At 40.3% G+C, this 25,261-nt stretch carries 21 protein-coding genes and 1 riboswitch; of the genes, 5 read left to right on the top strand and 16 right to left on the bottom strand.

Annotated features, from left to right (window positions below; translation table 11 throughout):
* Positions 1-49 precede the first annotated feature (49 nt).
* Positions 50-853: an alpha/beta hydrolase gene (locus V7149_RS04200; RefSeq protein ID WP_335344401.1), complete on the bottom strand. Its 804-nt coding sequence runs from the start codon at positions 851-853 to the stop codon at positions 50-52.
* A 162-nt stretch (positions 854-1,015) separates the two neighbouring features.
* Here V7149_RS04200 and V7149_RS04195 point away from each other — a divergent pair, with 162 nt between their 5' ends.
* A complete protein-coding gene (locus V7149_RS04195; RefSeq protein ID WP_335344400.1) occupies positions 1,016-1,528 on the top strand; it encodes a gamma carbonic anhydrase in 513 nt (170 codons plus the stop codon).
* A gap of 54 nt (positions 1,529-1,582) precedes the next feature.
* Here the strand turns inward: V7149_RS04195 and asnB (V7149_RS04190) are convergent, their stop codons facing one another.
* The 3 genes from asnB (V7149_RS04190) to V7149_RS04180 all read right to left on the bottom strand — a co-directional run bounded on the left by asnB (V7149_RS04190) (position 1,583) and on the right by V7149_RS04180 (position 5,654).
* A complete protein-coding gene (gene asnB, locus V7149_RS04190; RefSeq protein ID WP_335344399.1) occupies positions 1,583-3,388 on the bottom strand; it encodes an asparagine synthase (glutamine-hydrolyzing) in 1,806 nt (601 codons plus the stop codon).
* Between the two features lie 191 nt (positions 3,389-3,579).
* The gene (metK, locus tag V7149_RS04185) at positions 3,580-4,779 is read right to left on the bottom strand and encodes a methionine adenosyltransferase (RefSeq protein WP_066292060.1); all 1,200 of its coding nucleotides are present in this window, start codon (positions 4,777-4,779) and stop codon (positions 3,580-3,582) included.
* Positions 4,780-4,958: 179 nt separating this feature from the next.
* Positions 4,959-5,185, bottom strand: a riboswitch (SAM riboswitch).
* 94 nt (positions 5,186-5,279) lie between these two features.
* Complete coding sequence (locus V7149_RS04180; RefSeq protein WP_335344398.1) at positions 5,280-5,654, bottom strand: thiol-disulfide oxidoreductase DCC family protein; 375 nt, start codon at positions 5,652-5,654, stop codon at positions 5,280-5,282.
* Between the two features lie 237 nt (positions 5,655-5,891).
* On the opposite strand from V7149_RS04180, the gene pckA reads away from it, so the two are divergent.
* Positions 5,892-7,478 carry a phosphoenolpyruvate carboxykinase (ATP) gene (gene pckA, locus V7149_RS04175; RefSeq protein ID WP_335344397.1) on the top strand — a complete coding sequence of 529 codons (1,587 nt, stop codon included), beginning with the start codon at positions 5,892-5,894 and terminating at the stop codon, positions 7,476-7,478.
* A gap of 44 nt (positions 7,479-7,522) precedes the next feature.
* Here pckA and V7149_RS04170 read toward each other — a convergent pair whose 3' ends face one another.
* Positions 7,523-8,296, bottom strand: a complete 774-nt coding sequence (locus tag V7149_RS04170) for an alpha/beta hydrolase family protein (protein ID WP_335344396.1) — start codon at positions 8,294-8,296, stop codon at positions 7,523-7,525.
* Positions 8,297-8,580: 284 nt separating this feature from the next.
* On the opposite strand from V7149_RS04170, the gene V7149_RS04165 reads away from it, so the two are divergent.
* The 3 genes from V7149_RS04165 to V7149_RS04155 are packed head-to-tail and all read left to right on the top strand — an operon-like array spanning position 8,581 to position 11,173.
* Complete coding sequence (locus tag V7149_RS04165; RefSeq protein WP_335344395.1) at positions 8,581-9,579, top strand: ABC transporter substrate-binding protein; 999 nt, start codon at positions 8,581-8,583, stop codon at positions 9,577-9,579.
* Between the two features lie 27 nt (positions 9,580-9,606).
* On the top strand, positions 9,607-10,386 hold the full coding sequence (locus tag V7149_RS04160) for an ABC transporter ATP-binding protein (protein ID WP_335344394.1): 780 nt from the start codon (positions 9,607-9,609) through the stop codon (positions 10,384-10,386).
* The gene (locus V7149_RS04155) at positions 10,364-11,173 is read left to right on the top strand and encodes an ABC transporter permease (protein ID WP_335344393.1); all 810 of its coding nucleotides are present in this window, start codon (positions 10,364-10,366) and stop codon (positions 11,171-11,173) included. The genes V7149_RS04160 and V7149_RS04155 overlap by 23 nt, the downstream gene beginning before the upstream one ends.
* 78 nt (positions 11,174-11,251) lie before the next feature.
* Here the strand turns inward: V7149_RS04155 and asnB (V7149_RS04150) are convergent, their stop codons facing one another.
* The 11 genes from asnB (V7149_RS04150) to V7149_RS04100 form a co-directional block, all read right to left on the bottom strand.
* Complete coding sequence (gene asnB / locus V7149_RS04150; RefSeq protein WP_335344392.1) at positions 11,252-13,102, bottom strand: asparagine synthase (glutamine-hydrolyzing); 1,851 nt, start codon at positions 13,100-13,102, stop codon at positions 11,252-11,254.
* A 51-nt stretch (positions 13,103-13,153) separates the two neighbouring features.
* On the bottom strand, positions 13,154-14,491 hold the full coding sequence (glnA, locus tag V7149_RS04145; RefSeq protein WP_335344391.1) for a type I glutamate--ammonia ligase: 1,338 nt from the start codon (positions 14,489-14,491) through the stop codon (positions 13,154-13,156).
* A gap of 46 nt (positions 14,492-14,537) precedes the next feature.
* Entirely contained in the window at positions 14,538-15,398 is an 861-nt protein-coding gene (gene dapF, locus V7149_RS04140) for a diaminopimelate epimerase (protein ID WP_335344390.1), read from the bottom strand.
* Positions 15,399-15,411: 13 nt separating this feature from the next.
* Positions 15,412-16,695: an LL-diaminopimelate aminotransferase gene (locus tag V7149_RS04135; protein ID WP_335344389.1), complete on the bottom strand. Its 1,284-nt coding sequence runs from the start codon at positions 16,693-16,695 to the stop codon at positions 15,412-15,414.
* A gap of 304 nt (positions 16,696-16,999) precedes the next feature.
* Complete coding sequence (gene xsc / locus V7149_RS04130; protein WP_335344388.1) at positions 17,000-18,769, bottom strand: sulfoacetaldehyde acetyltransferase; 1,770 nt, start codon at positions 18,767-18,769, stop codon at positions 17,000-17,002.
* Between the two features lie 40 nt (positions 18,770-18,809).
* A complete protein-coding gene (locus tag V7149_RS04125) occupies positions 18,810-19,577 on the bottom strand; it encodes an SDR family NAD(P)-dependent oxidoreductase (protein WP_335344387.1) in 768 nt (255 codons plus the stop codon).
* Positions 19,578-19,604: 27 nt separating this feature from the next.
* Positions 19,605-20,987 (bottom strand): dihydrolipoyl dehydrogenase, encoded by a 1,383-nt coding sequence (gene lpdA / locus V7149_RS04120; protein WP_335344386.1) that lies wholly within the window; start codon positions 20,985-20,987, stop codon positions 19,605-19,607.
* 10 nt (positions 20,988-20,997) lie between these two features.
* Positions 20,998-22,269: a dihydrolipoamide acetyltransferase family protein gene (locus V7149_RS04115; RefSeq protein WP_335344385.1), complete on the bottom strand. Its 1,272-nt coding sequence runs from the start codon at positions 22,267-22,269 to the stop codon at positions 20,998-21,000.
* Between the two features lie 15 nt (positions 22,270-22,284).
* Positions 22,285-23,268, bottom strand: coding sequence for an alpha-ketoacid dehydrogenase subunit beta (locus tag V7149_RS04110; RefSeq protein ID WP_335344409.1), 984 nt, complete (start codon positions 23,266-23,268; stop codon positions 22,285-22,287).
* Positions 23,269-23,291: 23 nt separating this feature from the next.
* Positions 23,292-24,272, bottom strand: coding sequence for a thiamine pyrophosphate-dependent dehydrogenase E1 component subunit alpha (locus tag V7149_RS04105; RefSeq protein WP_438824004.1), 981 nt, complete (start codon positions 24,270-24,272; stop codon positions 23,292-23,294).
* 79 nt (positions 24,273-24,351) lie between these two features.
* Positions 24,352-25,261 (bottom strand): MFS transporter (locus V7149_RS04100; RefSeq protein WP_335344384.1); only part of this gene is annotated, 910 nt, incomplete at its 5' end.

The raw sequence follows: 25,261 nt of genomic DNA, 5'->3' as shown, positions 1-25,261 counted from the left end.
TCGACACTAGTACGTCCTGTACGTCGGGGATAGGCGCTGTAGCTAGGCACTAAACGATATAGCCAACGGCCTTTAACTGGCTAGATACGAAATCCTTCGCATACTCAAATACTTCTTCCCTTTCAGGCTCATTAAAGATTTCATGATAGCATTTAGGCCATTCTTTAAATCGTTTTTCTGAGAAGGGGGCATGGTTGAACCAATCGCTGACTGTCTTCTTATTTACAATTAGATCCTCGCCTCCCTGCATAACAAGCAGCGGGACATCTTGAATTTTATCAAGATTTTCAAAACCTAGCTTTGTCGCATGTATAAGTTCACGATACCATCTAATTGACACTCTTGTCACATATAAAGTATCATTAGCATCGGCATCACGCACATCAATATTCCTTGTCGCCATATCTACAGTCAGCCCTGAATTCAATCGCAGACTTGGAACAATTTTATTTAAAAGATAAGAAGATACATTTAGTATTTTGTTAGGCCTTTTCACTAAGCCCAGACAAGGGGATGACAGGATCACTCCTGTTAATTTCAATCTCTCTTCCTGCAAAAGGCGAATAGAGATTAAGCCGCCCATGCTATGGCCCAGTAGAAAGACCGGTAATTCGAATCGGTACGCTGCCTGAATCCAATCCTTCACTTCATGTAAATATTCATCAAATGAATCAATGTGACCTCGCCGTGATCTAGTAGTCATACCCTGGCCAGGAAGATCTCCCATAATGACATGAAAGCCTGATAAACGCCACATTTCAATAAGCCAGCCGTAGCGGCGATGATGCTCCATCGCACCATGGACTATCACAATGACTCCTTTAGCCTCTCCCTCAGCTTCCCATTTCCACATTATTAATCCTCCTAAACCTTATGTTGAAAAAGAACTCATTATAGTTAAATTATAGCCCAGAAACATTATTTCATCATTTATGAAGTCTAATTGATCAATGAAGAAGATTGATGACTTCTATGGTAAAATTAAGATATTAAATCATTTCAAGGAGAATCAAACATGATCTACCCATATAAAGATAAGCAACCAAAAATAGCTGACTCGGTTTTCATTGCAGACTTTGCAACCGTTACAGGGGATGTAGAAATCGGGGATGAATCCAGTGTGTGGTTCAATACGGTTATAAGAGGGGATGTCGCCCCAACGATTATTGGAAAAAAGGTTAATATTCAAGATAATTCAGTACTGCACCAGAGCCCTAACAACCCTCTAATTCTTGAAGATGAAGTGACAGTAGGACACCAGGTTATTTTACATAGCTGCATTATTCGCCGAAAAGCGTTAATTGGCATGGGCTCTATTATTCTTGATCAAGCTGAAATTGGTGAAGGAGCCTTTATCGGTGCTGGCAGTCTAGTTCCGCAAGGTAAAAAAATTCCTCCTAATACACTTGCCTTTGGCCGTCCAGCTAAAGTAATCCGTGAAATAACACCTGATGATATTAAAGAAATGGAAAGAATAAGCAGAGAATACGCTGAAAAAGCGCAGTATTATAAATCACTGCAGAAATAATCAAGATATTTTTTAACATGTCCTTTTACAGATAACTTATTCTTTCTTATCGTTTTATATACCCATTGGCAGAACCGTATTCATTGAACTTAATTCATTTTCATACTTTTTTTCAACAAATATGGCATGCCATATCATAAACATTAAAACCGTCCAAAGCTTTCTGCTGTTATCGGATTGATCAGAATAATGGTCATCAAGCAGCTTATACAAATAGTCTTTATGAAATAAATGGTCCGTGTCGCTTTCACGAATTATTTTTCTCGCCCAATCATTCATTTCATTCTTTAGCCAAGATCTAATTGGGACGGGAAAGCCCAGTTTCTTTCGATGTAAGACATGAGCTGGAACAATTCCTTCCACTGCTTTCCGCAAAATATATTTCGTTGTTCCATTGGCGATGTTTAGACTGCTCGGTATTTGGGACGCAATCTCAAATACCTCTTTATCTAGAAAAGGGGCCCGCAAATCCATCAAATGGGCTCCAGTCATTTTATGAGCTTTTAATAGAATATCTCCTCTTAGCCAAGTATGAATATCGATATACTGCATCTGGTTAATTGCATCATATGAAGCACTCTCTTTGTAAAGAGGGGCTGTTATATTCGTATAACTTAGATCTTCCCTATATTCTCGGAAGAGCATACTCTTCTCTATTTCGGAAAAAATTTTGGCATTGCCAATATACCTTTCTTCTAAGGGAGTAATCCCCCGCTCAATAAAGCTTTTACCCTTCACCCCATCTGGAAGAAAAGCAGCAAGTTTCCGCAAGATTTCTTTTATCAAATTAGGCAAATATTGAAAGAGCCTTAAGGACTGTGGTTCGCGATAAATATTATAGCCGCCGAATAATTCATCAGCACCCTCTCCAGATAAAACAACCTTTACATGCTTACTTGCCTCTTTAGCTGCAAAATAAAGCGGAATACATGCCGGATCTGCAAGCGGGTCTTCCAATGAATAGATTATATTCGGCAGCTCCTTAATGAAATCTTCAGGATGAATGATCCTGCTTATATTTTCAACTCCAAGCCTTTTAGCCGTTTCCTCCGCAATGTCAATTTCACTAAAGCCAGCCTGCTCAAATCCAACTGAAAATGTTTTTAAATCTGGATGATATTCCTTTGCAATCGCAGCAATAATAGTGGAATCAATACCCCCAGAGAGGAAGGATCCAATCGGCGCATCGCTTTGAGTATGCAATTGTATTGACTGATAGAGGGCTGATTGTATCTCTCGAATAAATTCAGCTTCTTGTTTTAATACCGGTTGAAAGGCTACTTTCCAATAGCAAATAATCTCCATAGGGGCATCCATTTTCTTTGTAAAATAATGCCCTGGTTCAAGCTTTTGAATCTTATTTGTGATCGTGTAAGGCTCTGGGACGAACTGAAAGGTTAAATATTGCTGTAATGCATCTATATTCAAAACTTCGCTTTGTAAAATGCTCTTCTTATCAGTGGCAAAATACAACCCTTCGATTCCGTCATAATAATAAAAAGGTTTGATCCCAAAAGGATCTCTTGCCCCAAACAAGACCTTATCCTGCTTATCCCAAATAACAAGAGCATACATTCCACGCAGCTTTTCCAATATTTTTTCTTTTAATTGGCTATATAAGATTAATAATATTTCTGAATCACAATATTCACCTTCAGAAAGTTCTTCTTTAAGCTCCTGTATATTGAAAATCTCTCCATCCAATACAATTGAATATCGGTCATGTTGATAGAAAAAAGGCTTCTCATTACATCTTGGATAATGGAAAAGCCCATACTCTTCATCATAAAAACTTGCTTCACATTTCGGGGTATCTGTATTGTCATGATTTCTTTTTACAAATCCACTAAAGCGGCTCATTCATTTATCACCCAATCTCAATCTTTAATTAATTTAGATGATAATTGCACTATTTATTTGTTTATTGATTAGTGAAATATTATGGGGGTTGTTTGCAAGGAATGGAAATAGGAGTTTAAAATCATCCTTAACATATGACGAATTAAAAAAGCGGAAGTTACATCAAAAATGTAGCTTCCGCTTTTTCATTATTATTTTAAAGCCTCTGCACGTAATGCCTCAGCTTTATCTGTACGTTCCCATGGAAGATCAATATCGGTGCGTCCAAAATGACCATAAGCAGCAGTTTGCTTATAAATAGGACGGCGCAGGTTTAGCATATTAATAATGCCAGCTGGACGAAGATCGAAGTTTTTACGAACTAAGTCAACTAACACGTCTTCATCTACGTTACCTGTTCCGAAAGTATCAATTGAAATAGATACCGGCTGCGCTACTCCGATTGCATAAGCAAGCTGAACTTCAACTTTATCAGCTAGACCCGCAGCAACGATGTTTTTCGCCACATAACGTGCAGCATAAGCAGCAGAACGGTCAACCTTTGTAGGATCCTTTCCGGAGAATGCACCGCCGCCATGACGAGCGTATCCACCGTAAGTATCAACGATAATTTTGCGGCCAGTTAAGCCAGCATCCCCTTGTGGTCCGCCAATTACGAAACGGCCAGTAGGGTTGATAAAGTATTTTGTATTCTCATCAATTAGTTCTTTTGGAACAACTGGATTGATGACATGCTCTTTAATATTGCGCTGAATTTGCTCTAAGCTAATTTCAGGGTGATGTTGAGTAGAAATAACAATTGTATCAATACGAACAGGCTTGTTATTTTCATCATACTCAACTGTGACTTGTGTTTTTCCATCCGGACGAAGGTACGGAAGGATTTCTTCTTTACGTACTTCAGTCAAACGGCGTGCTAATTTATGAGATAATGAAATTGGAAGCGGCATTAGCTCCTTCGTTTCATTACATGCAAATCCAAACATTAAACCTTGGTCACCAGCACCAATAGCTTCAATTTCTTCATCTGTCATTTGCCCTTCACGAGCTTCTAAAGCTTGGTCAACTCCCATCGCAATATCAGGTGATTGCTCATCGATAGAAGTTAAAACCGCACAAGTTTCGGAATCAAAGCCGTATTTCGCACGAGTGTAGCCGATTTCTTTTACTGTTTCGCGAACGATTTTTGGAATATCTACATAAGAAGATGTAGTGATTTCTCCTGCAATTAAAACTAATCCTGTTGTAACAGATGTTTCTGCTGCTACACGAGCATTTGCATCCTGAGCTAAAATGGCATCTAAAATGGCATCAGAAATTTGGTCACAAATTTTATCCGGATGACCTTCAGTAACTGATTCAGATGTAAACAAACGACGTTTTGTTGACATGCTGATGTTCCTCCTTATATAAAAAATGATACGGAACTCATTCCCTAATTAGTATGAAGTAAACTTGGAGTTTTTATGATTAGCGTATAGGCTTTTCAAGAAGCTAACCCTCAAAATGCAAAATAAAAAACCTTTCCATCCCTGTGAAAAGGTTGAAGCAAATCGATTCGCGCCTTTCACTCTTATCGTTCAAGGAATAATCCTTGCGTCAGGTTTAGCACCTTTGCTAATCAAATTCGCCTTGGCGAATTTGCGCCCAGATTTTTATCGAGCTCGCTCGATAAATTACCTTTAAAAAATCTGAGGCATCCGCCGGAGGCTAACTTTATTCGAATGAATAAAGTTAATCGTTTAGCAGGTTGCTGGGCTTCATTGGGCCTGTCCCTCCGCCAGCTCGGGATAAGAGAGTATCCGTTCAAGGATAAATCATAACGTACTATATAAAAAGAAGTCAATAAAATTATTCAATTATTTTGGTGTTTTTTTTATGTCAATGAATATCATAATGAACAACTGCCATTGTCACATTTTTTCCTGAAAAATTTATGTCTATTCTTGGCTACCCATTTATATAGAGGATTACCTACAAATGACATTCCAGGAAAATATAAACATAACCCTAATAGGTTTAATGGGGGAGTAAGCAAGAGTAAATACCTTATAGCATCATAGCCTTTACGGACTTTTCCACCGGAAGAAATAATATGAAGCTCCCGCCGTAAGCTGATTTTATCGAACGGTATCGAATGACGGGTTTTTTCATATTCTTGCAGTGAAACCCAGCTTACTTTATGAAACCTATCAATTTTTTCAAAAAATTGTTTAGATTCCTTGCATAAACTACATGTTTCATCGTATAATGCAATCGTTTTCACCTAACACCAGCCCTATCTTATATTTATATCGTTAGTTTATCATATTTTATCCTATTCAAATTGGTTTGGTAATAAGCGGGCTTCTTCGTTAGGCGGAATTATAATTGTTCAAAAAGAGGAAAATAATTAATGAAAAAAAAACGGCAATTAGTATAGATTAATCATTCAATTGTGTTATACTATTTGTAAATTGAAATGTCTTTCATAAATTTAATGTAAAAGGAAGGTATTCTTCAGATGAATTCTGTTAGCATTCCGAATAAATTAACTGAATTATTAAAGGGAAATAATATTCAAGTACAATTATCTGTTCCACAGCTTGTGGAAAAGGTACTAAATCGTAAAGAAGGCTCGCTCACTTCAACCGGTGCAGTTTGTGCAACTACCGGAAAATATACAGGTCGTTCTCCAAAAGATAAATATATTGTTGAAGAAGCATCTACGAAGGACAAAGTTGACTGGGGTAAAGTAAATCAACCTATCTCAGAAGAGGCTTTTTCAAACCTTTATGATAAAGTATTAAACTACTTACAAGAAAAAGATGAGGTATTTGTTTTTAATGGATTCGCTGGTGCTGACAAAAAACATCGCCTTCCCATACAAGTTATTAATGAATATGCATGGCATAATTTATTTGCTCATCAGCTTTTCATTCGCCCAACAGCTGAGGATCTATTAGATCATCAAGCAGAATTCACAGTTATTTCTGCTCCGAACTTTAAGGCTGACCCTGCAGTAGATGGTACTGCTTCTGAAACTTTTATCATTGTTTCCTTTGAACGCCGTATAGTTCTAATTGGCGGAACAGAGTATGCTGGAGAAATTAAGAAGTCTATTTTCTCTGTCATGAACTATTTGCTTCCAGAAAACGGAATTTTACCAATGCACTGTTCAGCTAACGTTGGCCTTGAAGGTGATGTAGCGTTATTCTTCGGTCTTTCTGGAACAGGCAAAACAACTTTATCAGCAGATCCAAATCGCCGCTTAATCGGTGATGACGAGCATGGCTGGTCTCCAAACGGGGTATTCAATATCGAAGGCGGATGTTATGCAAAAACCATTGGCTTAACTCGTGAAAAAGAACCGCAAATCTTTGATGCGATCCGTTTTGGTTCTGTTCTTGAAAATGTTGTGATTAACAGCGATTCTCGTGTTGCTGATTATGATGATAATTCCTTAACCGAAAATACTCGTGCTGCTTACCCGCTGCAAGCTATTGATAATATTGTTGACCCAAGCATTGCCGGTCACCCAAATACAATTGTATTCTTAACAGCAGATGCATTTGGCGTATTGCCTCCAATCGCTAAACTATCAAAAGAGCAAGCAATGTACCATTTCCTAAGCGGATACACATCTAAGCTTGCTGGTACAGAGCGCGGAATTACGTCACCACAAGCAACATTCTCAACTTGCTTTGGTTCACCATTCCTTCCGCTTCCTGCTACAGAGTATGCAGAAATGCTTGGGAAGAAGATAGATGAGCATAATGCAAAAGTATTCCTTGTGAATACAGGCTGGACTGGCGGCGAATATGGAGTAGGAAACCGCATGAAGCTCAGCTTTACACGTGCGATGGTACAATCAGCTTTAGAAGGCGAATTAAATAATGTAGAAACGATTAAAGACGAAATCTTTGGTCTTGAAATTCCTTTACATGTACCAGGAGTACCAGATGAAGTGCTACAGCCTAGCAAAACATGGGCTGATGAAGCGGCTTATGAAGCAAAAGCGAAGGAACTAGCTTCTCAATTCCGTGAAAACTTCAAGAAATTCTCCAACGTCCCTGCTGAAATCGAAAAGCAAGGCGGACCAGTTGCTTAATATTATGTAAGAAAAGGGTGTCCTGAGTGACACCCTTTTTATTTTTAAGATCTTTCCTGCTTGTTTTTCATCCAGTTTGTTAAATCTCTTACAACTCTTCTATTTATGGCTGGTGGAAAAAAATGTGTAAACTCTCGAAAGTACCAACTTTCCACTTCCTTACCTAAGGATCTTAATCTTTTCTCAAGCCGGTATGCATGCTCAACAGAAACATTTTCATCTTTTTCACCATGAATGATTAAGACAGGCGCTTCAAGCTTTTCCAATTGAAAAAGTGGTGTTCGGTATTCATATCTGTCCGGATATTTTGTCGGAGTTCCGCCAATGACCCTTTTCATCATTCTCCGCAAGTCCTTTCTTTCCTCATAGGTTAGAAACATATCACTAACCCCACCCCAAGTGACAAGCGATTTCACCTTAGGAAACTCGAGGGCCGTGAGTAATGCCATTACGCCTCCTCTTGAAAAGCCAAAAATATGTATACCCTTAACACGTGGATGGGATTGCAATAATTGAAAGGCAGAAAATGCGTCCTCTCGATCTTCACCAGCAAAGTCTTCATTCCCATCCCCTCCTTGATTTCCCCTGTAAAAAGGGGCAAAGACGATAAATCCTTCTGATGCAAACTGAACGATTCGTGCAGGGCGTACCTGGCCAACATTTTTTATACCTCCGCGCAAATAAAGAAACCCGTCATAAATGGCTTCATCCTTCGGTTCTGCAAGCAGACCTTTTATTTTAAGATCGCCAGATAAATAAGTGACAATGGATAATTCAATATTCGGGTTTGGCGATGGAAATCTCTGTTTACTTATCATGTTGCTCTACTCCTTTTTAATAACTAGCGTATATCCTGCTGAAAGTAGCGGATATCTTGGCCAACTCGCGGATATAACACAAAAGTAGCGGATATCTTGGCCCAACTGGCGGATATAACTCAAAAGTGGCGGATATCCTCCATATTTTAACTAGGTTCACGTCTTTATGTCCCACTTATCAGAAATTTAAAATTTTTATATAGGCATTCACACATTTTTGTCACACTCATACGATAATGTAGGCTTAAAAGCTTATTATTTTCCTATTTCGGGAGGTCCTATCTATGAAAAAGTGGCTAAAAATTAGTTTTTCACTATTGTTCATTTCCATTCTAATTATACCATTAGCAGCATGTGGAAAGGATGAAGTTCAAAATGTACGGATTGGTGAAGTAACCCGTTCCATTTTCTATGCACCACAATATGTAGCGATTGAAAAAGGTTTTTTCAAGGAAGAAGGGCTGAATGTTACGCTTACAACGACAGCTGGCGGGGACAAAACGATGACCGCGCTTCTATCCGACAGCATCGATGTTGCTCTTGTTGGATCTGAAACCTCTATTTACGTTTCTGCCCAAGGTTCTAATGATCCGGTCATAAACTTCGCACAGCTCACACAAACAGACGGTACATTTCTTGTCTCACGCAACAAGATCGAGAATTTCACATGGGATATGTTAAAGGGAACGACCTTCCTAGGTCAGCGTAAAGGCGGTATGCCGCAAATGGCTGGGGAATTTGTTTTGAAAAAGCATGGAATTGATCCCCATAAGGATTTAGATCTTATCCAGAATGTAGATTTTGCTAATATTGCTCCAGCTTTTGCTTCAGGCACTGGTGAGTTTGTCCAGCTTTTCGAACCAACAGCGAGTGTCTTTGAAAAAGAAGGAAAAGGCTATATTGTCGCCTCATTTGGAACAGAGTCCGGGCACATCCCATATACTACCTTCATGACGAAACAAAGCTACATTAACGATAATAAAGAAACTGTTGAGAAATTTACTAGAGCAGTTTATAAGGCACAGCAATGGGTAGAAACACACAGCACCAAGGAAACAGCTGAGGCCATAAAAGGTTTCTTTGATAATACGGAGCTCGATATTATTGAAATGGTTGTCGAGCGCTATAAGAGCCAAGGCTCCTATGCAACCGACCCAATCTTAGATAATGAAGAATGGGATAACTTGCAAAACATTATGGAAGAAGCTGGGGAGCTTCCAAAACGAGTAGATTACAATAATCTGGTCAACACGGAAATTGCTGAAGGTGTAATGAAAAAATAGTTAAAGAAAATCAAAAGGAGGGCTTGTATGGATTTCTTAAACGTTCACGGAATTCAACATACGTATTTCACGAAAAACTCTGCCACAACAGCCCTCTCCGATGTTTCGCTTACTGTCGGGGAGGGAGAATTCGTTTCCTTTCTAGGTCCAAGCGGATGCGGAAAAACAACCTTGCTTTCGATTATTGCCGGCTTGCTAAAGCCAACGGAAGGATCTGTCACTCTTGAAGGCAAAAAAGTCGAAACAACGGGTCAGAGCATTGGATATATGCTTCAACAGGATTATCTTTTTCCATGGAAGACAATTGAAGAAAATATTCTGCTTGGTTTAAAGATAAGTAATCAGCTTGATTCCAACAAAAAAGAATACGCTTTATCCTTACTTGAACAGATGGGGCTTAAAGGGGTAGAATCACAATTTCCAAAGCAGCTTTCCGGTGGAATGAGACAAAGGGTTGCGCTTGTCAGAACATTAGCAACTGAACCGAAGCTTCTCATGCTTGATGAACCTTTTTCCGCTTTAGATTATCAAACAAAATTAAAGCTTGAAGACCTTGTCTCCAATACACTTAAATTCTTCGGAAAAACAGCCATTCTTGTCACACATGATATCGGAGAAGCCGTCTCCATGAGTGATCGGATTTTTCTTTTCTCTTCAAGCCCGGGAAGACTACACAAGGTCTTTTCAATGCCTAAAGAACTTCGAGATGAAACCCCATTCAAAGCACGCAGCCATGAGTCTTATTCAAGTATATTCCAAACTATTTGGAAGGAGCTGGAATCTCTTGAGCCAGCAGACAAACGTTGACCTCCTTCACCAACAGTATCTGAAATCATTGAAACGTGAAAAAAAATGGGTCCGTTTTTACCAGCTTATAATCTTTATTGTCTTTTTCTCTGGGTGGGAGCTTGCCAGTCAAAAGCAGTGGGTGGACCCGTTAATATTTAGTTCTCCCTCAAAAGTATGGGGTTTGCTTCTAACCAAAATTCAGGACGGAACATTATTCATCGACTTAAGCTACACATTATCCGAAACAGTATTCGGCTTCATACTTGGTACCCTGATCGGAACCCTGCTTGCTGCAGCTCTCTGGTGGTCCCCTATGCTATCAAAAATACTGGACCCGTATCTAGTCGTCCTAAATTCCATGCCCAAAGTGGCTCTCGGCCCAATATTAATTGTCGCGTTAGGACCAAGCTTCACATCGATTGTCGCCATGGGTGCGATTATTTCCATCATCATCACGACCATCGTTGTATATACTTCGTTTAAAGAAGTGGATCCCAACTATATAAAGGTTCTGCAAACCTTTGGCGCATCTAGGATTCAAGTGTTTAAAGAGTCCATTCTTCCAGCATCCTTCCCAGTGATTATTTCCACTTTAAAGGTCAATGTCGGCTTATCATGGGTAGGAGTCATTGTAGGTGAATTTCTCGTTTCTTCAAAAGGTCTCGGCTATATGATCATCTACGGATTCCAAGTCTTTAACTTCACTCTTGTCATGTTATCCCTGCTAGTGATTGCAATATTTGCAACGGTAATGTATCAGCTCGTTGAACTGCTAGAGAGAAAATTAATAAAAAATGGCTCATAAGAGAGGCTTATAACCGCTTTTCTTATGAGCCTTTTTTCAACTTTGTAATAAATTAGTTTCAAAAGAGAAATAATGCATTCATTGATCTAAAATATTGATTTGATAGTGCTCAAGCCACATATTGATCTGTACGAGATGTGCGATGAGCTGAGGGCCAGTCATTAATTGGCCAAACCATGGAATTTTGAAAGAAGAGCCGTTTGAATCAATGAGCTCTATTCCTTTTTGCTTGGAGATTAATTCGAGAAGAGGGGAGGTTTTTTTTGTAAGAATATTATTTAACATCGACTTAACGAGCTTTAAATAGCCCGGGCTATGGGTCTTTGGATAAGGACTTTTTTTTCGGTAAAGTACTTCATTAGGAAGAACTCCTTCTAAGGCTTTTCGCAATACTCCTTTTTCATAACCATTGAGCATTTTCATTTGCCAAGGAATATTCCAAGCGTATTCAACAAGACGATGATCTGCGAATGGAACACGCACCTCTAGACTCGCTCCCATGCTCATACGGTCTTTTCTTTCGAGTAATGCGGTCATGAACCAGAGCATATTTAAATAGGCCATTTCTCGGCGGCGTTTTTCTAGTATATTTTCTCCTGCCATTTGAGGTACTTCACTGATTGTTTCTTCATATCGCTCTCTTACATAATTCCTAAGACTTAGCTTATTTTGCAAGTGAGGATGTAATAACTGCTCCCGCTCATTTTCAGAGGTCATCCATGGAAATCCTTGATGATTCAGTAATTCCTCCTTATAAAACCATGGATAACCGCCAAAAATTTCATCCGCACATTCGCCTGACAATGCTACTGTAAAATTTTGTTTAATTTGTTCACAGAACCATAATAAAGAAGAATCAATGTCTGCCATTCCAGGCAGGTCTCTCATCAGGACAGCATCTTTTAAACGGCTGGCGAGCTGCTCATTGTTTATTACAGCATTGTGGTGAGTCGATCCTATAAAATGATTTACTTTTTCAATCCAAGGTCCGTCCTGACTAGGTAAAAAGGTGCTTGATTTGAAAAACTCTCTACTTTCGGCATAATCGATTGAATACGTATGAAGGGTGCTTCTTCCTTCCTTTTTAAAAATGTCAGATGCAATCGCACTAATAGCACTTGAATCAATGCCCCCTGATAAAAAAGTACAAACTGGCACATCAGCAACTAATTGTCGTTTAATAGCATCCTTAACGAGCATTCTTACATGTTTAATGGTTTCTTGCAATGAATGCGGATGCTCTCTGCTTTCAACATTCCAATATCTCCACACCTTTAAGCCATTCAAGCTGTATAAAAGCGCATGTGCCGGCCGGAGCTCCTTGATCCCCCTAAATATTCCATGCCCTGGAGTTCTTGATGGGCCTAGACCAAAAATCTCTTGAAGCCCTTCACGATCGACTTCATTTTTAACGCTAGGGTGTGCAAGAATCGCCTTAAGCTCTGACCCAAAAATAAATGAGCCATCGACTTCCTTATAGAAAAGAGGCTTTACACCAAGTCGGTCTCTCGCAATGAATAGCTGTTTCTTTTGATCATTCCAAACGGCAAAGGCAAAAATTCCATTTAAAAAATCTACACATCTTTCCCCCCACTCTATATAGCAAGTTAACAAAACTTCAGTATCAGAATGGGATTGAAAAATATACCCTCGTTTTACTAATTCGGTTCTTAGTTCATCTGTATTATAAAGTTCTCCATTGTACACGATTGTGTAGGAATGCTCTTTTTTAACGATTGTCATTGGTTGAGTGCCGCCAGAAGGGTCCACTACAACTAAACGTTTATGGCCAAGCAATACATGACTCGAAATCCAAACATTTGTAGCGTCTGGGCCTCTTTTTGCCAAAGTGTTTGTCATCTTGTCAATAATGCCTTTTTCCTTTGATAAATCTTGATGGAAATGAACCCATCCTGTTATTCCACACAAATTTACCACACTCTCTATTATGAATTTTTATTTCCAAAGCATGGGGGCAATTTAGTAATGTAGGATATAGTGGTCCCTCTCCCATGGATGCACCTGTGTGCGGAACATATCCCATTCGATTTCTTTAGCCCTAATAAAATGGGTTAACAAATGATTTCCTAATGCATTTGTGATCACTTCATTCGTCTTTAAGTTTTCTAGAGCTTGAGCTAAAGATGCAGGTAAGTCAACAATGCCATTTTTCAGTCGATCTTCTTTTGACATATTGTAAATATTACTGTCAACTGGAAGAGGTGGGGTTAATTTATTGGTGATTCCATCTAATCCTGCTGCCAGGAGTACAGCAGCAGCTAAATACGGATTTGCTGAGGGGTCTACACTTCGTACCTCTACGCGAGTACTTACTCCACGAGATGCCGGGATGCGAATAAGCGGACTTCTGTTTCTTGCTGACCAAGCAACATAACAGGGAGCCTCATAGCCAGGCACTAGTCTTTTATAAGAATTGACGGTTGGGTTTGTAATAGCTGTAAAGCTAGGAGCATGCAATAAAATGCCGGCAATAAACTGTCTTGCTGTATCACTAAGCCCAAGAACACCATCTTTTTCATAAAAGATGTTTTCTCCATTTTTGAATAAGGACAGGTTTGAATGCATCCCGGAGCCGTTAACGCCAAATAATGGCTTTGGCATGAAGGTCGCGTGAAGTCCGTGCTTGCGGGCAATTGTCTTTACTACAATCTTAAAAGTTTGAATATCATCACAGGCCTTTAATGCCCTTTGATACTTAAAATCAATTTCATGCTGCCCAGGTGCCACCTCATGGTGAGAGGCTTCAATATCAAAGCCCATTTCCTCTAATTCCAATACGATATCCCGCCTGCAATTTTCTCCCAAATCTGTTGGTGCTAGATCGAAATAACCGCCCTGGTCATTTAACTCTAATGTTGGCCTGCCTTTTTCATCTAGCTTAAATAGGAAAAACTCCGGCTCTGGCCCTATATTAAAGTCTGAAAAACCAAGCTTCTCCATTTCCTTCAAAACCCGTTTCAAATTATTTCTTGGATCCCCTTCAAACGGCGTTCCGTCTGGATGATAAATATCGCATATCAATCTAGCAACCTTTCCTTTGTCATCTGTCCATGGAAAAATAACAAAAGTGTCTATATCGGGATATAAATACATATCTGATTCTTCAATTCTCACAAAGCCTTCTATTGATGACCCATCAAACATCATTTTATTCTCTAGTGCTTTTAATAGTTGGCTAACCGGAATTTCAACGTTTTTAACTGAACCCAGAATATCTGTAAATTGTAATCGGATATATCGAACATTTTCCTCTTTTATTCTTTTTAAAATTTTTTCTTTTGTGTAGGATACCGTCATTGTAAATCCCCCTAAATGATTAAAGTACTTCCATCGCATTTGCTTGCTAAAATAAGGTAGGAATTTTAATGTCCCCGCTGCAGATGTATTCTGCCGGTCCTTTCTTCCAAACTTGATTTTGATGATCCCATTTTACTGTTAGGTCACCTCCTGGGAGATGAACAGTAATAGGAATATTTTTGTCTAGCCTATTATTTATAGTTGCTGCTACGACTGCAGCACAAGCACCTGTGCCACAGGCCATCGTCAGTCCAGAACCCCTTTCCCAGACTCGGTATTGAATCTCACAATTATTTACCACATGAACGATTCCTACGTTCACTCTATCAGGAAAAAAATATGAATTTTCAATAATAGGACCTATTTGTTCTAATGGAAACTCATGAACATCATCAACAAAAAAGATGGCATGCGGATTGCCCATTGAAACACAGGTTAAATGATAAATTTCATTGCCAATGACAAATTGTTCATTAATTGCCTTATCTAATGGATGGCCAATGAGAGGAATTTCACTTCTCAAAAACTTCGGCTCCCCCATATTTACTGTTACATATTGGACTGTTTGACCTTGATCTATTTCAACCTCCGCCTGAACAACACCACCTAATGTTTCAATCTTAAAGCACTTAGCTTTAGCATGATTGTGATCGAACAAATATTTAGCTGTACACCGCAATCCATTTCCACAATTCTTTGCTTCTGAACCGTCTGAATTAAAGATTCTCATCTGAAAATCAGCTATAGATGATGGGCCAATTAAAATAATGCCATCTGATCCGATGCCAAAATTAACATCCGATATCTTCATTGATAATTGTGAAATGTCTTGGTTATTAAATTGAGATTTTAATAGATCGAAAAGGACATAGTTATTTCCTAGGCCATGCATTTTAGTAAATAACATTTTCACTCTCCTCTTAATAATAAAAATTTACTCGACTCAGCCTCGATTTGATTTCATTCATTACTCTTTGCTCATCTTTCTGATCCTTAGCTTGGAATGTTACCGAAAATCGAATATAATGGCCTGCATCATCCCATGGAACAGTTGATATTAAGTGTTCTTTAAGTAAGTAGTGACTGAACTCCTCTGCTGTTTGAAATTGCGGGCCGCCAACAACCCCTTTTGGTATCTTAGTGTATAAGAAAAATGAACCCTTTGGCTTCTCTGCCCAGATCCCGCATTCATTTAAGACGCTGGCTAATAATTCATGCCGCCTAGAATACTTTTCTGCAGTCCGCTCTGTTATTTCAGGATTTGAAAGTGCATAGGCAGCCGCCTTCTGAATGGCAATGAATTGACCTGAATCCGAGTTATCCTTCACAGCAGCAAAGGCTTTAATGATTTTTGAATTTCCGGCAATAAAACCGATGCGCCAGCCCGTCATACTAAATGATTTTGATAGAGAATGCAGTTCAACCCCAACCTCCTTAGCTCCTTCAATAGATAGAAAGCTTAACGGTTTTTCTCCGTCAAATACGAGAGCTGCATAGGCTGCATCATGTACTACGATCAGCTTGTTTTTCTTAGCAAATTGAACAACCTCTTCAAAAAACTCTTTTGTTGCCATAGATCCCGTTGGATTATTTGGGTAATTCAAATAAAGAATTTTTGCTTTATCTACAATACTTTTTTCTAAAGTACTTAGGTCCGGAAGAAATAAATTTTCTGAAGTTAAAGGCAGATACGCAATGTCACCGTCATAGTATTTTGTATGGGCTGATAGAATGGGATAACTAGGTGCAGGCATAATGGTTATATCGCCTTGGTTAATAAAAGCAGCGGGCAGCATGGCTAATGCAGATTTTGTACCAATTACATGATTAATCTCCTGCTCCGGATCAAGCCCGTTCACACCAAATACACTTTTCATATAAGCAGCAGCAGCTTCCTTAAACTCTGAAATTCCATTATCTGCATAATAACGATTTTCTTTCTTGGCAGCCTCCTCAGCCAAAATTTTCACAACTGCAGAATCTGCCATTTCATCAGGCTCTCCTACTCCTAAATCAATCAGCTCCATATAAGGATTTGCATGGCTTGCTTCTCTCTTCAATCGCTTAATTTTTTCAAATTTATACATTTCTTCTTTTTTCCCGAAAGTTAAACCTCCAAGACGGTCTGCAATCATTTGCTGAATATAATCCTTACTCAAGTAGATTCCTCCTTCTTCAGCTTTAAAAAAACAACTTGACTTCATTGAATTTTCTTTATTTTACCATTATATAAGAAAGAAATATTTAGATTAAATGGTTAAATGTTTGCACTTTTTAACAAAAATAACATAACAATCTTCGAAAAAATTGAAGAATGAGGAAACACGAGAACTGTCCCAAAGTTTCATAAAAAAACGGCCTCAGCCCATTGGAAATATAGGACTAAGGCCGTTTAATTCACTTTTTAATGTCCCCACTGACTACTTGACAGGAAACGTCCAATTCCCTTTTCCACAGAGTCTTCTATTTTGAAACGTGAGAACCGTCCCCATGTTCCTCCGTGTTCCTTTACCATTTCCGATAATCTAAATGAGCATATTTCGGTAAGAGGCGGGTTGGTAATTTCAGTGCGTCTTTTCTGAATGGTGGTGCTAGTTGGGTTCCGTCTACCTGAATATCAATAACAGTTGGCTTATTGGACTCAATAGCCTGTTGGACGGCTGGACCTATTTCCTCAGGTCGGTCAACATTAATTCCGACTGCGCCCATGGATCTAGCTACTTCAGCAAAATTAGGATTTTGAATATCAGCACCGACGAAACGGTTATTATAGAAATCTACTTGGTTCTTCTTCTCAGCACACCATGCATTATTGTTAAATACACAGGCGACCACTGGAATATTTTGCTCAACAGCCGTGCTGACTTCGTGCAAGCTCATGCCCCATGCACCATCACCAACAATTGCGACGACTGGGCTATTTGGATTTGCCAGCTTGGCACCTAATGCGGATGGATAAGCAAACCCTGTATTGCCAAAAGTTAAGGCAGCAATATGCTGGCGTCCGTGATTGAATTTCAAATAGGCATTTGCAGTGGACGAAACGTTACCAATATCGGTTGTAACGATTGCATTTTTTGGTAAAACTTTTGTTAATTCTAATAGCGCACGGCGCGGATTAATCGGATTGCCTTCTACCATCGCAAGATCGACTAATTCTTTTTCCCATTGTACTTTTTCCTCGGCAACCTTGCGAAGCCGCTCACGATTTGTTGCCAAATTTGGAGTCTTTTCCTTCAAACGCTTGCCGATTTCAACACCAGCTGCCTTCGCATCCCCGATAATACCCACTTCCACCGGATGAGTACGCGCAATATTACGTGGGTTAATATCCACTTGAATAATCTTTGCACCTTTTGGAAAATAATCAATATCATAGCATGGCAGTGTTCCGAAAACAGATAGACGGGTACCCAAGGCTAGCACTACATCAGCCTCTTTCAAAGTGTTCATCGCCGCTTTTGAGCCCATATACCCGATTGGTCCAACTCCTAACCCATGATTAGCCGGGAATGCGTCATTATGCATATAGGAAACAGCAACAGGTGCTGTTAGATGTTCGGCAATTTCCTTTACCGCTTCGATTCCGTCTGAATCCACAACACCACGACCGGAAATGATCACGGGATTTTTTGCTTGAGCCAATAATTCGACCGCTTTGTCGATCAGCTCTAAAGAGCCGCATCCTCTATTATCAACTCGATATTGGTGAGGCTCTAAAATAACATCTTCTACTTCGCCATAAAAATAGTCCCTTGGAATATCGAATAATACAGGCCCGCGTTCAGCGTAGGCAATACGGAATGCTGTCCTTAAACAATCAGCAACGCGGCTTGGATGGGTTACTCTCACTGTTTCTTTAGTAATCGATTTAAATACCGATACTTGGTCGCACTCCTGGAAACCGTCCCAACCGACAGTTGGGGTTCCGGCAGATGGCGAAATGACAATCATTGGTGTGTGTGCCTGATTTGCAGCGGCAACAGATGTCACCATGTTGGTAATTCCAGGTCCATTTTGGCCAATGACAACCCCTGCAACACCGCTAACTCTCGTATAGGCATCCGCCATATGGGCTGCACTTTGTTCGTGACGAACGCCAATGAAGCGGATTCCGGCATCTGGCAAAAGATCAAGCATATCCATGAAAGCAGATCCCAAAATACCCGAAATATGTGTTACCCCTTCAGCAACCAGTGTTTCTACAATTGCCTCACTAGGAGTCATTTTCACTTTTTTTGTTTTGAATTCTAGTAATTCCTTTTCTACTTTTGCCATCCTAAAGCACACCTTTCATTAATATATTAATAGTATTCAATTAATACATCACCATTCCGCCTGTAATATTAATCGCTTGCCCCGTCATGTAAGAAGAAGATTCAGATAGTAAAAATAGAACAACCTGGGAAACTTCCTCTGATGTACCCTCTCTTCCCAAGGGAACCCTTTTTAAACGCTCTTTTGCTGTTTCTTCAGGTGAAATCTGTTTGTTGGATATACCCTGGATCAGTGCCTGCTGCATAGGGGTTTCAATAATACCAGGACAAACGCAATTGACTCTGCAGCCATACGATGCAAGAGAATAGGCAAAACTTTTGGTGATGGCAATTACACTTGCTTTACTAGCATTATAGGGGGCAATATCTAAAGTTCTTGCTGTTTTCCCGGCAGCAGACGAAAAGTTAACAATAACGCCCTTTTTATTATTTTTTATCCAATAATCCCCTACACTTTGACACATGAAAAAGCATGCTTTTGCATTAACATCCATGACTAGATCCCAATTGCTCTCAGTCACTTCAAAGATATTTTCCATTCGAATAATTCCGGCAGTGTTTATTAAAAGATCAGGTCCTCCTTTAGTGATTGCCGCCTTCAAGATTTTTTCTCGATCTTCCCTTAAAGTTATGTCCCCTTGTACGAGAATCATATTTTTATCTTCCGGCAACATCCTTGCCAGTTTTTCTTCATCCAAATCTACTGCAATAATTATTGCACCCAATTTATATAAATCTAGTGCAACTGACAAACCAATTCCGCTTCCTGCACCAGTAATAATTGCCACCTGACCCTGGAAACTCATCATTAATCCACTCTCTTCCCTAAAGTTAGATTACTTGTGAATCCCTTTCCCTAACCAGGATGCCGCTGCTTCAAATAGGCTTTCGGATAAAGAGGGATGCGGGTGAATCATATTGGCAAGTTCTTCAACAGTACCTTCCAAATGGATAAAGGCAGAAGCCTCAGAAATCATTTCTGTCACATGGGGTCCTATCATAACCACACCGAGAATTTCCCCATATTTCTCATCAGCAATAATTTTAACAAATCCCTCTTTTTCATCCATGGCTAAAGCTTTGCCATTTCCCCTAAAGTGATAGGTTTCTGTTTTAACAGAGTATCCCTGTTCCTTGGCTTCCATTTCGGATAAACCAACACTGGCAATTTCCGGGATTGTGTAAACGCAGCGTGGGACGACCCGATAATCGATTTTTCTTTCTATACTCGCCGCATTTTCAGCAGCAACAATTCCTTCCGCACTAGCTGCATGTGCAAGCTGCCAACCACCAATCAGGTCGCCCAAAGCATAAATCCCCGGAATACTAGTCTCCATCTGATGATTCACTTTAACAAATGGACCATCCATCTCTAACGGCAGTCCTTCTATCGCGGATAAATTTGGCCTCCTTCCCACTGCTACTAAAATCTCCTCCGCATAACAGCTTTCTATCACTCTATCTTTTGTTTCAATTATGATCGATTTCGTGTTATCTCTTTGTTCCAACCCTTTTACTTTCGTGCTTGTGAGGATGTTTACCCCCTTTTTCTTTAATTCCCTCTGTAAGACGGTCGATACTTCCTTAGATTCACTAGGTATAATGCAATCTGCCATTTCTATCATTGTTACTTGGACATTTAAACTGGAAAAAATGCAGGCAAATTCGACTCCAATTATGCCAGCCCCGATGATGGTGATGGACTTCGGCAATTGCGTCAAATCAAAAATTGTATCACTCGTATGGGTTGGAACATGTTCAATTCCAGGAAACAAGGGAACGAAAGGAACAGATCCCGTTGCCAGAATGACCTTTTGGGCTTGAATTTCTTCCCGATGGTCGCCATTTTGCACAACCACCGTCAAATTAGAACCCACTGTTCCCCACCCCCGGTAATGCTCAATTTTCTCTGCCTTCAACCATGATTTAATACCCATTTGCAAATTCTTGATTACTTGATTTTTGCGATCCATCATCTTTTCAAAAGATAATCTTAGTTCTCCTGTTTCAATGCCCCAGCTTTTGGCCTGTTCTATTTGTTCAATTACTTTAGCGTGGCGTAATAAAGTTTTCGATGGAATACAACCTCTATTCAAACAGGTCCCGCCTAATTGATCACCCTCAACTAAGGCTACTGTGCATCCTAGCTTGGCGGCCCGAATCGCTGCAACATATCCGCCTGGGCCTCCACCAATTACGGCAACATCAAATTTTTTCATAAGCTTCTCCTTATACCAAAAGCTGATATGGATTCTCAAGCATTTCTTTTAGCTCAGTCAAAAATGCGGCTGCTGGCGCTCCGTCAATTACCCGATGATCAAATGCCAAGCTTAGCGAAACCATCGAACGGAGCTCAATTTTACCGTTAACTCCAACCACTTTCTCATGAATACGCCCTACCCCGAGGATGGCGGACTCCGGCTGGTTAATGATTGGGGTAAACGTATCCACGGCATACATGCCTAAATTACTAATAGTAAAGGTTCCACTCGCCATATCATCCGGCTGCAGCTTCCCATCACGGGTCAATCCACTTAATCGCTTACATTCCTTCGTTAATTCTGCCAGCCCCTTTTGGTCGGCAGTTTTTACTACAGGAACCAATAAGCCATCGGGAATCGAAACCGCTAACCCGATATTCACCTGTGAATGCAAAATGATTTCATCACCATTTAGGGAAGCATTTATTTTCGGATGTTTCCGTAAAGTTTTCGCTACTGTCTTCATGATAATTTCGGTATAAGATAAACGAAGATTTGTCTGTTTTTCAATGCCCGGTAATAGTTGCTTGCGCATCTCGATGACATTAGACATATCCACTTCCGTCATGATAGTGACATGAGGAGCGGTAAAGGCACTCTGAGCCATCCTCTGTGAGACAATTTTACGAATTCCCTGCACCTTAATACGTTCGGTTTCAGGAAGAGACGTTTCCAATTCATTTAATTTTTCAACGACATCACTGCGCAAAATTTTCCCATTTACACCCGAACCTTTTATCGAAGCCACGTCGATATTTTGATCTTTAGCGATTTTGCTGGCAAGTGGTGTTGGTTTCACAATTTTTTTAGTAAACTCCTCAACGTCTTTTCGTTGAATGCGGCCTTGCGGTCCAGTACCTTTTACATCTTCCAGGTTTACACCTCTAGATATCGCCAATTTTCTCGCTGCAGGAGTTCTTCTTACCTTTGGAAAATGTAATGTCGGCTCATCCTGGGGCAATAAACCTGTTTCTGAATAGACTGTGGAAAGCTCAACTTCACCTTCCTGCCCTATGTAGCCAATTATTTCGCCCACATTTGCCTCCTCGTCTTCTTGATAGATAATTTTAGTCAACACGCCGGCCGTATCGGCCTCTACTTCGATGTTTATTTTATCTGTCATAATCTCTACTAGAGGATCTCCAGAATCTACAGTTTCCCCTAATTGTTTAAGCCACTTCATAATCCTTCCGCTTTCCATCGTAGCTCCCAATTTCGGCATCAACACTTCTGTTGCCACGTAAAGATCCCTCCTTTATCGATGGTGTATGGTAGATCTTACTGCTTCTATAATATCCTCTACTTGGGGCACTGCTTTTTTCTCTAATATTGGATTATAGGGCATCGGAATCGGTAACCCGCCAAGCCTGACAATAGGTGCGTCTAAATAATCAAATGCATCGCTTTCCGCAATCATGCTGGCAATCTCTGCCCCGTATCCCCCTCTTTTTACCGCCTCATACACGACAACAACTCGACCCGTTTTTCTTACGGAGTTAATAATCGTTTCTTCATCTAGTGGAACCAATGTACGAGGATCAATTACCTCAGCGCTTATTCCCTCTTTTTCCAATAGACGGGCAGCTTCTAATGATTTGTGCACCATAATAGATGTGGCCACAATCGTTACGTCTGTTCCCTCTTTTTTGATATCTGCCTTTCCTAATGGGATTGAATAGACTTCCTCAGGGACATGTCCTTTCATACCATAAAGCAATTTATGTTCATAAAACATGACCGGATTATCATCATCCATGGCAGCTTTTAATAACCCTTTGGCATCATATGGAGTAGAAGGCTGAACAACCTTTAATCCCGGGATATGGGCCGTCCATGCTTCTAAACTTTGTGAATGCTGGGCGGCTAGACCGGCACCAGAGCCTCCGGGGGTACGAATGACAACAGGAACCTTGCCCTTTCCACCAAACATGTAGCGCAGTTTTGCCGCCTGATTGACGATATTATCCATTGCCACAGTAACGAAGTCGGAGAACTGCAGTTCGAGAATAGGACGCATACCTGTTACCGCAGCACCTACCGCACATCCGCTGATGGCTGCTTCCGATATTGGCGTACTCCGGACCCTTTCAGGTCCAAACTCCTCAAGCATACCGTTCGTTACACCGAATGCCCCCCCGTAAACCCCAATATCTTCACCAAGAATAAAGACATCGTTATTTTCCCTCATTTCTTGGCACATTGATTCTCTAATCGCTTCAACATAAGTCTTCTCTCTAATCATTCAAACCCCTCCAAATAGAATTATGCGTATACATCCTCTTCTAATGTTTCAAGTGAGGGCATTGGACTATTCACAGCAAATTGTATGGCTTCCTGCAACTCTATTTCTACCTGCTCTTTCATAGCTTGATAGTCTTTATCTGTTAAAATACCATCTTTTATTAAACGCTTTGTAAGCCTGGCAATCGGATCGAGATTTTTCCACTCTTTCTCTTCCTCACGGGTTCTATATTTCCGCGCATCGCTTTTGGAATGGCCACTCCAGCGATAAGTTTTTGCTTCAATCAGGCTAGGTCCTTCCCCTTTTCTTGCTCGTTCTACCGCTTCTTCCATGGCTTCGATGACATTCCATATATCATTTCCGTCAATGACCTTTCCAGAAATTCCATAGGAAGCAGCCCGGTCGGCAAGATTCTCGATTCTCACCATTTCTTTAATCGAACCCGACATTCCGTACTGGTTATTTTCGCAAAAGAAGATAACAGGTAGATCCCATATTGCCGCTAAATTCAATGCCTCATGAAAGGCACCTTCATTTGTTGCCCCATCACCAAAGAAACAAACTACCACATAATTTAGTTTTTTCATTTTAGCCGTCAAAGCAGCGCCTGTAGCAATTGGAAGACCCGCTGCAACAATCCCATTTGCACCTAGGTTCCCTATGTCCAAATCGGCAATGTGCATAGAACCTCCTTTCCCTTTACAATAGCCCGTTTCACGCCCCAACAATTCGGCCATCATCCGATTGATATCCGCTCCTTTAGCAATACAGTGCCCGTGTCCGCGATGGGTGCTGATAATTTTGTCCTCTTCCCCCAAGACAGCACATGCCCCTACAGCAGTTGCTTCCTGGCCGATACACAAATGCATCGTGCCGGGAATTTTTCCCTGCAGAAACAACTTCTCTACTTTTTCCTCAAAATTACGAATAACTTCCATTTGATAGAGTAATTCTACTAAGTTATGTGTTTTAGATTTATTTACATTTTGAATCGTTGTCAATTCCCTGCCTCCTTTGAAAATAGTGGGGAAATCCACCAACTCGATTCTCCCGCCATTTTCACAATATTCTTAAACTTCTTTATAGACTTTCTCTTAATTCTGGATTAAGCTGATCAGGTCCATCAACGGCAACTATTTCATCTTCCTTCTCCGAAACATCCTTTTTGAATGTTTCTGGTGATAGATAGGTCGATACTAATGAAATTACACCGATTACCATCAAGATCCCGGCAATTGCCCATGGCGTACCACTTGCAGGGAGCAAGGAAGTCGCTACGAGTGGTGTTATTCCACCAATTATGGACGAAAGCTGATACGCTACGGAAATGCCGCTGTAACGAACCCGAGTCCCAAACATTTCGGCAAAGTATACTGCCTGGACGCTGAACATCAACATGGTACCAAACACCAATCCTAAAATGACAGCAAGATAAATGAGGGCTGGTACCTTCGTATTAAGCATCCAAAAGAAGGGGTAGGAAAACACAATCAGAAATGCCGGCCCCACCATGTAAACCCGTCGGCGTCCGATTCGATCTGATAACTTTCCAAATATAGGCATAAAGATAATTGCAATAGCTGAACCTAATAAAACACCATTTAACGCAATCGTTTTTGAAAGTCCTAAATAAGTGCCCACGTATGCGATGGCAAACGCGTTAAAAATATTCGACGAAACGGTTTCTCCAAGGCGGGCCCCAAAGGCTAATAGCAGGCTTTTCGGATAGGTCCGAAGCAGTTCGAAAAAGGGGATACGAGCTTCGGTTTTGGTTTCTTTTACTTTTTGGAAAGATGGTGTTTCGGCAATACTCAATCGAATAAACATACCAACAGCCAACATAATGATGCTTGCTAAAAACGGAATGCGCCAGCCCCATGACATAAATTGTTCTTCTGGAAGTAAGGTCAGTAAGGCAAAGGTTCCGGTTGACAACAATAGTCCAGCTGAGGCAGCCGACTGGGCAAAACCGCTCCATAGACCTCTTTGC

The sequence above is a fragment of the Bacillus sp. JJ1503 genome, from assembly GCF_036965125.1.
Lineage (GTDB): Bacteria > Bacillota > Bacilli > Bacillales > Cytobacillaceae > Cytobacillus.
Note: the sequence above shows the minus strand (reverse complement) of the source record. Positions and strands in the feature narration are given on the sequence as shown.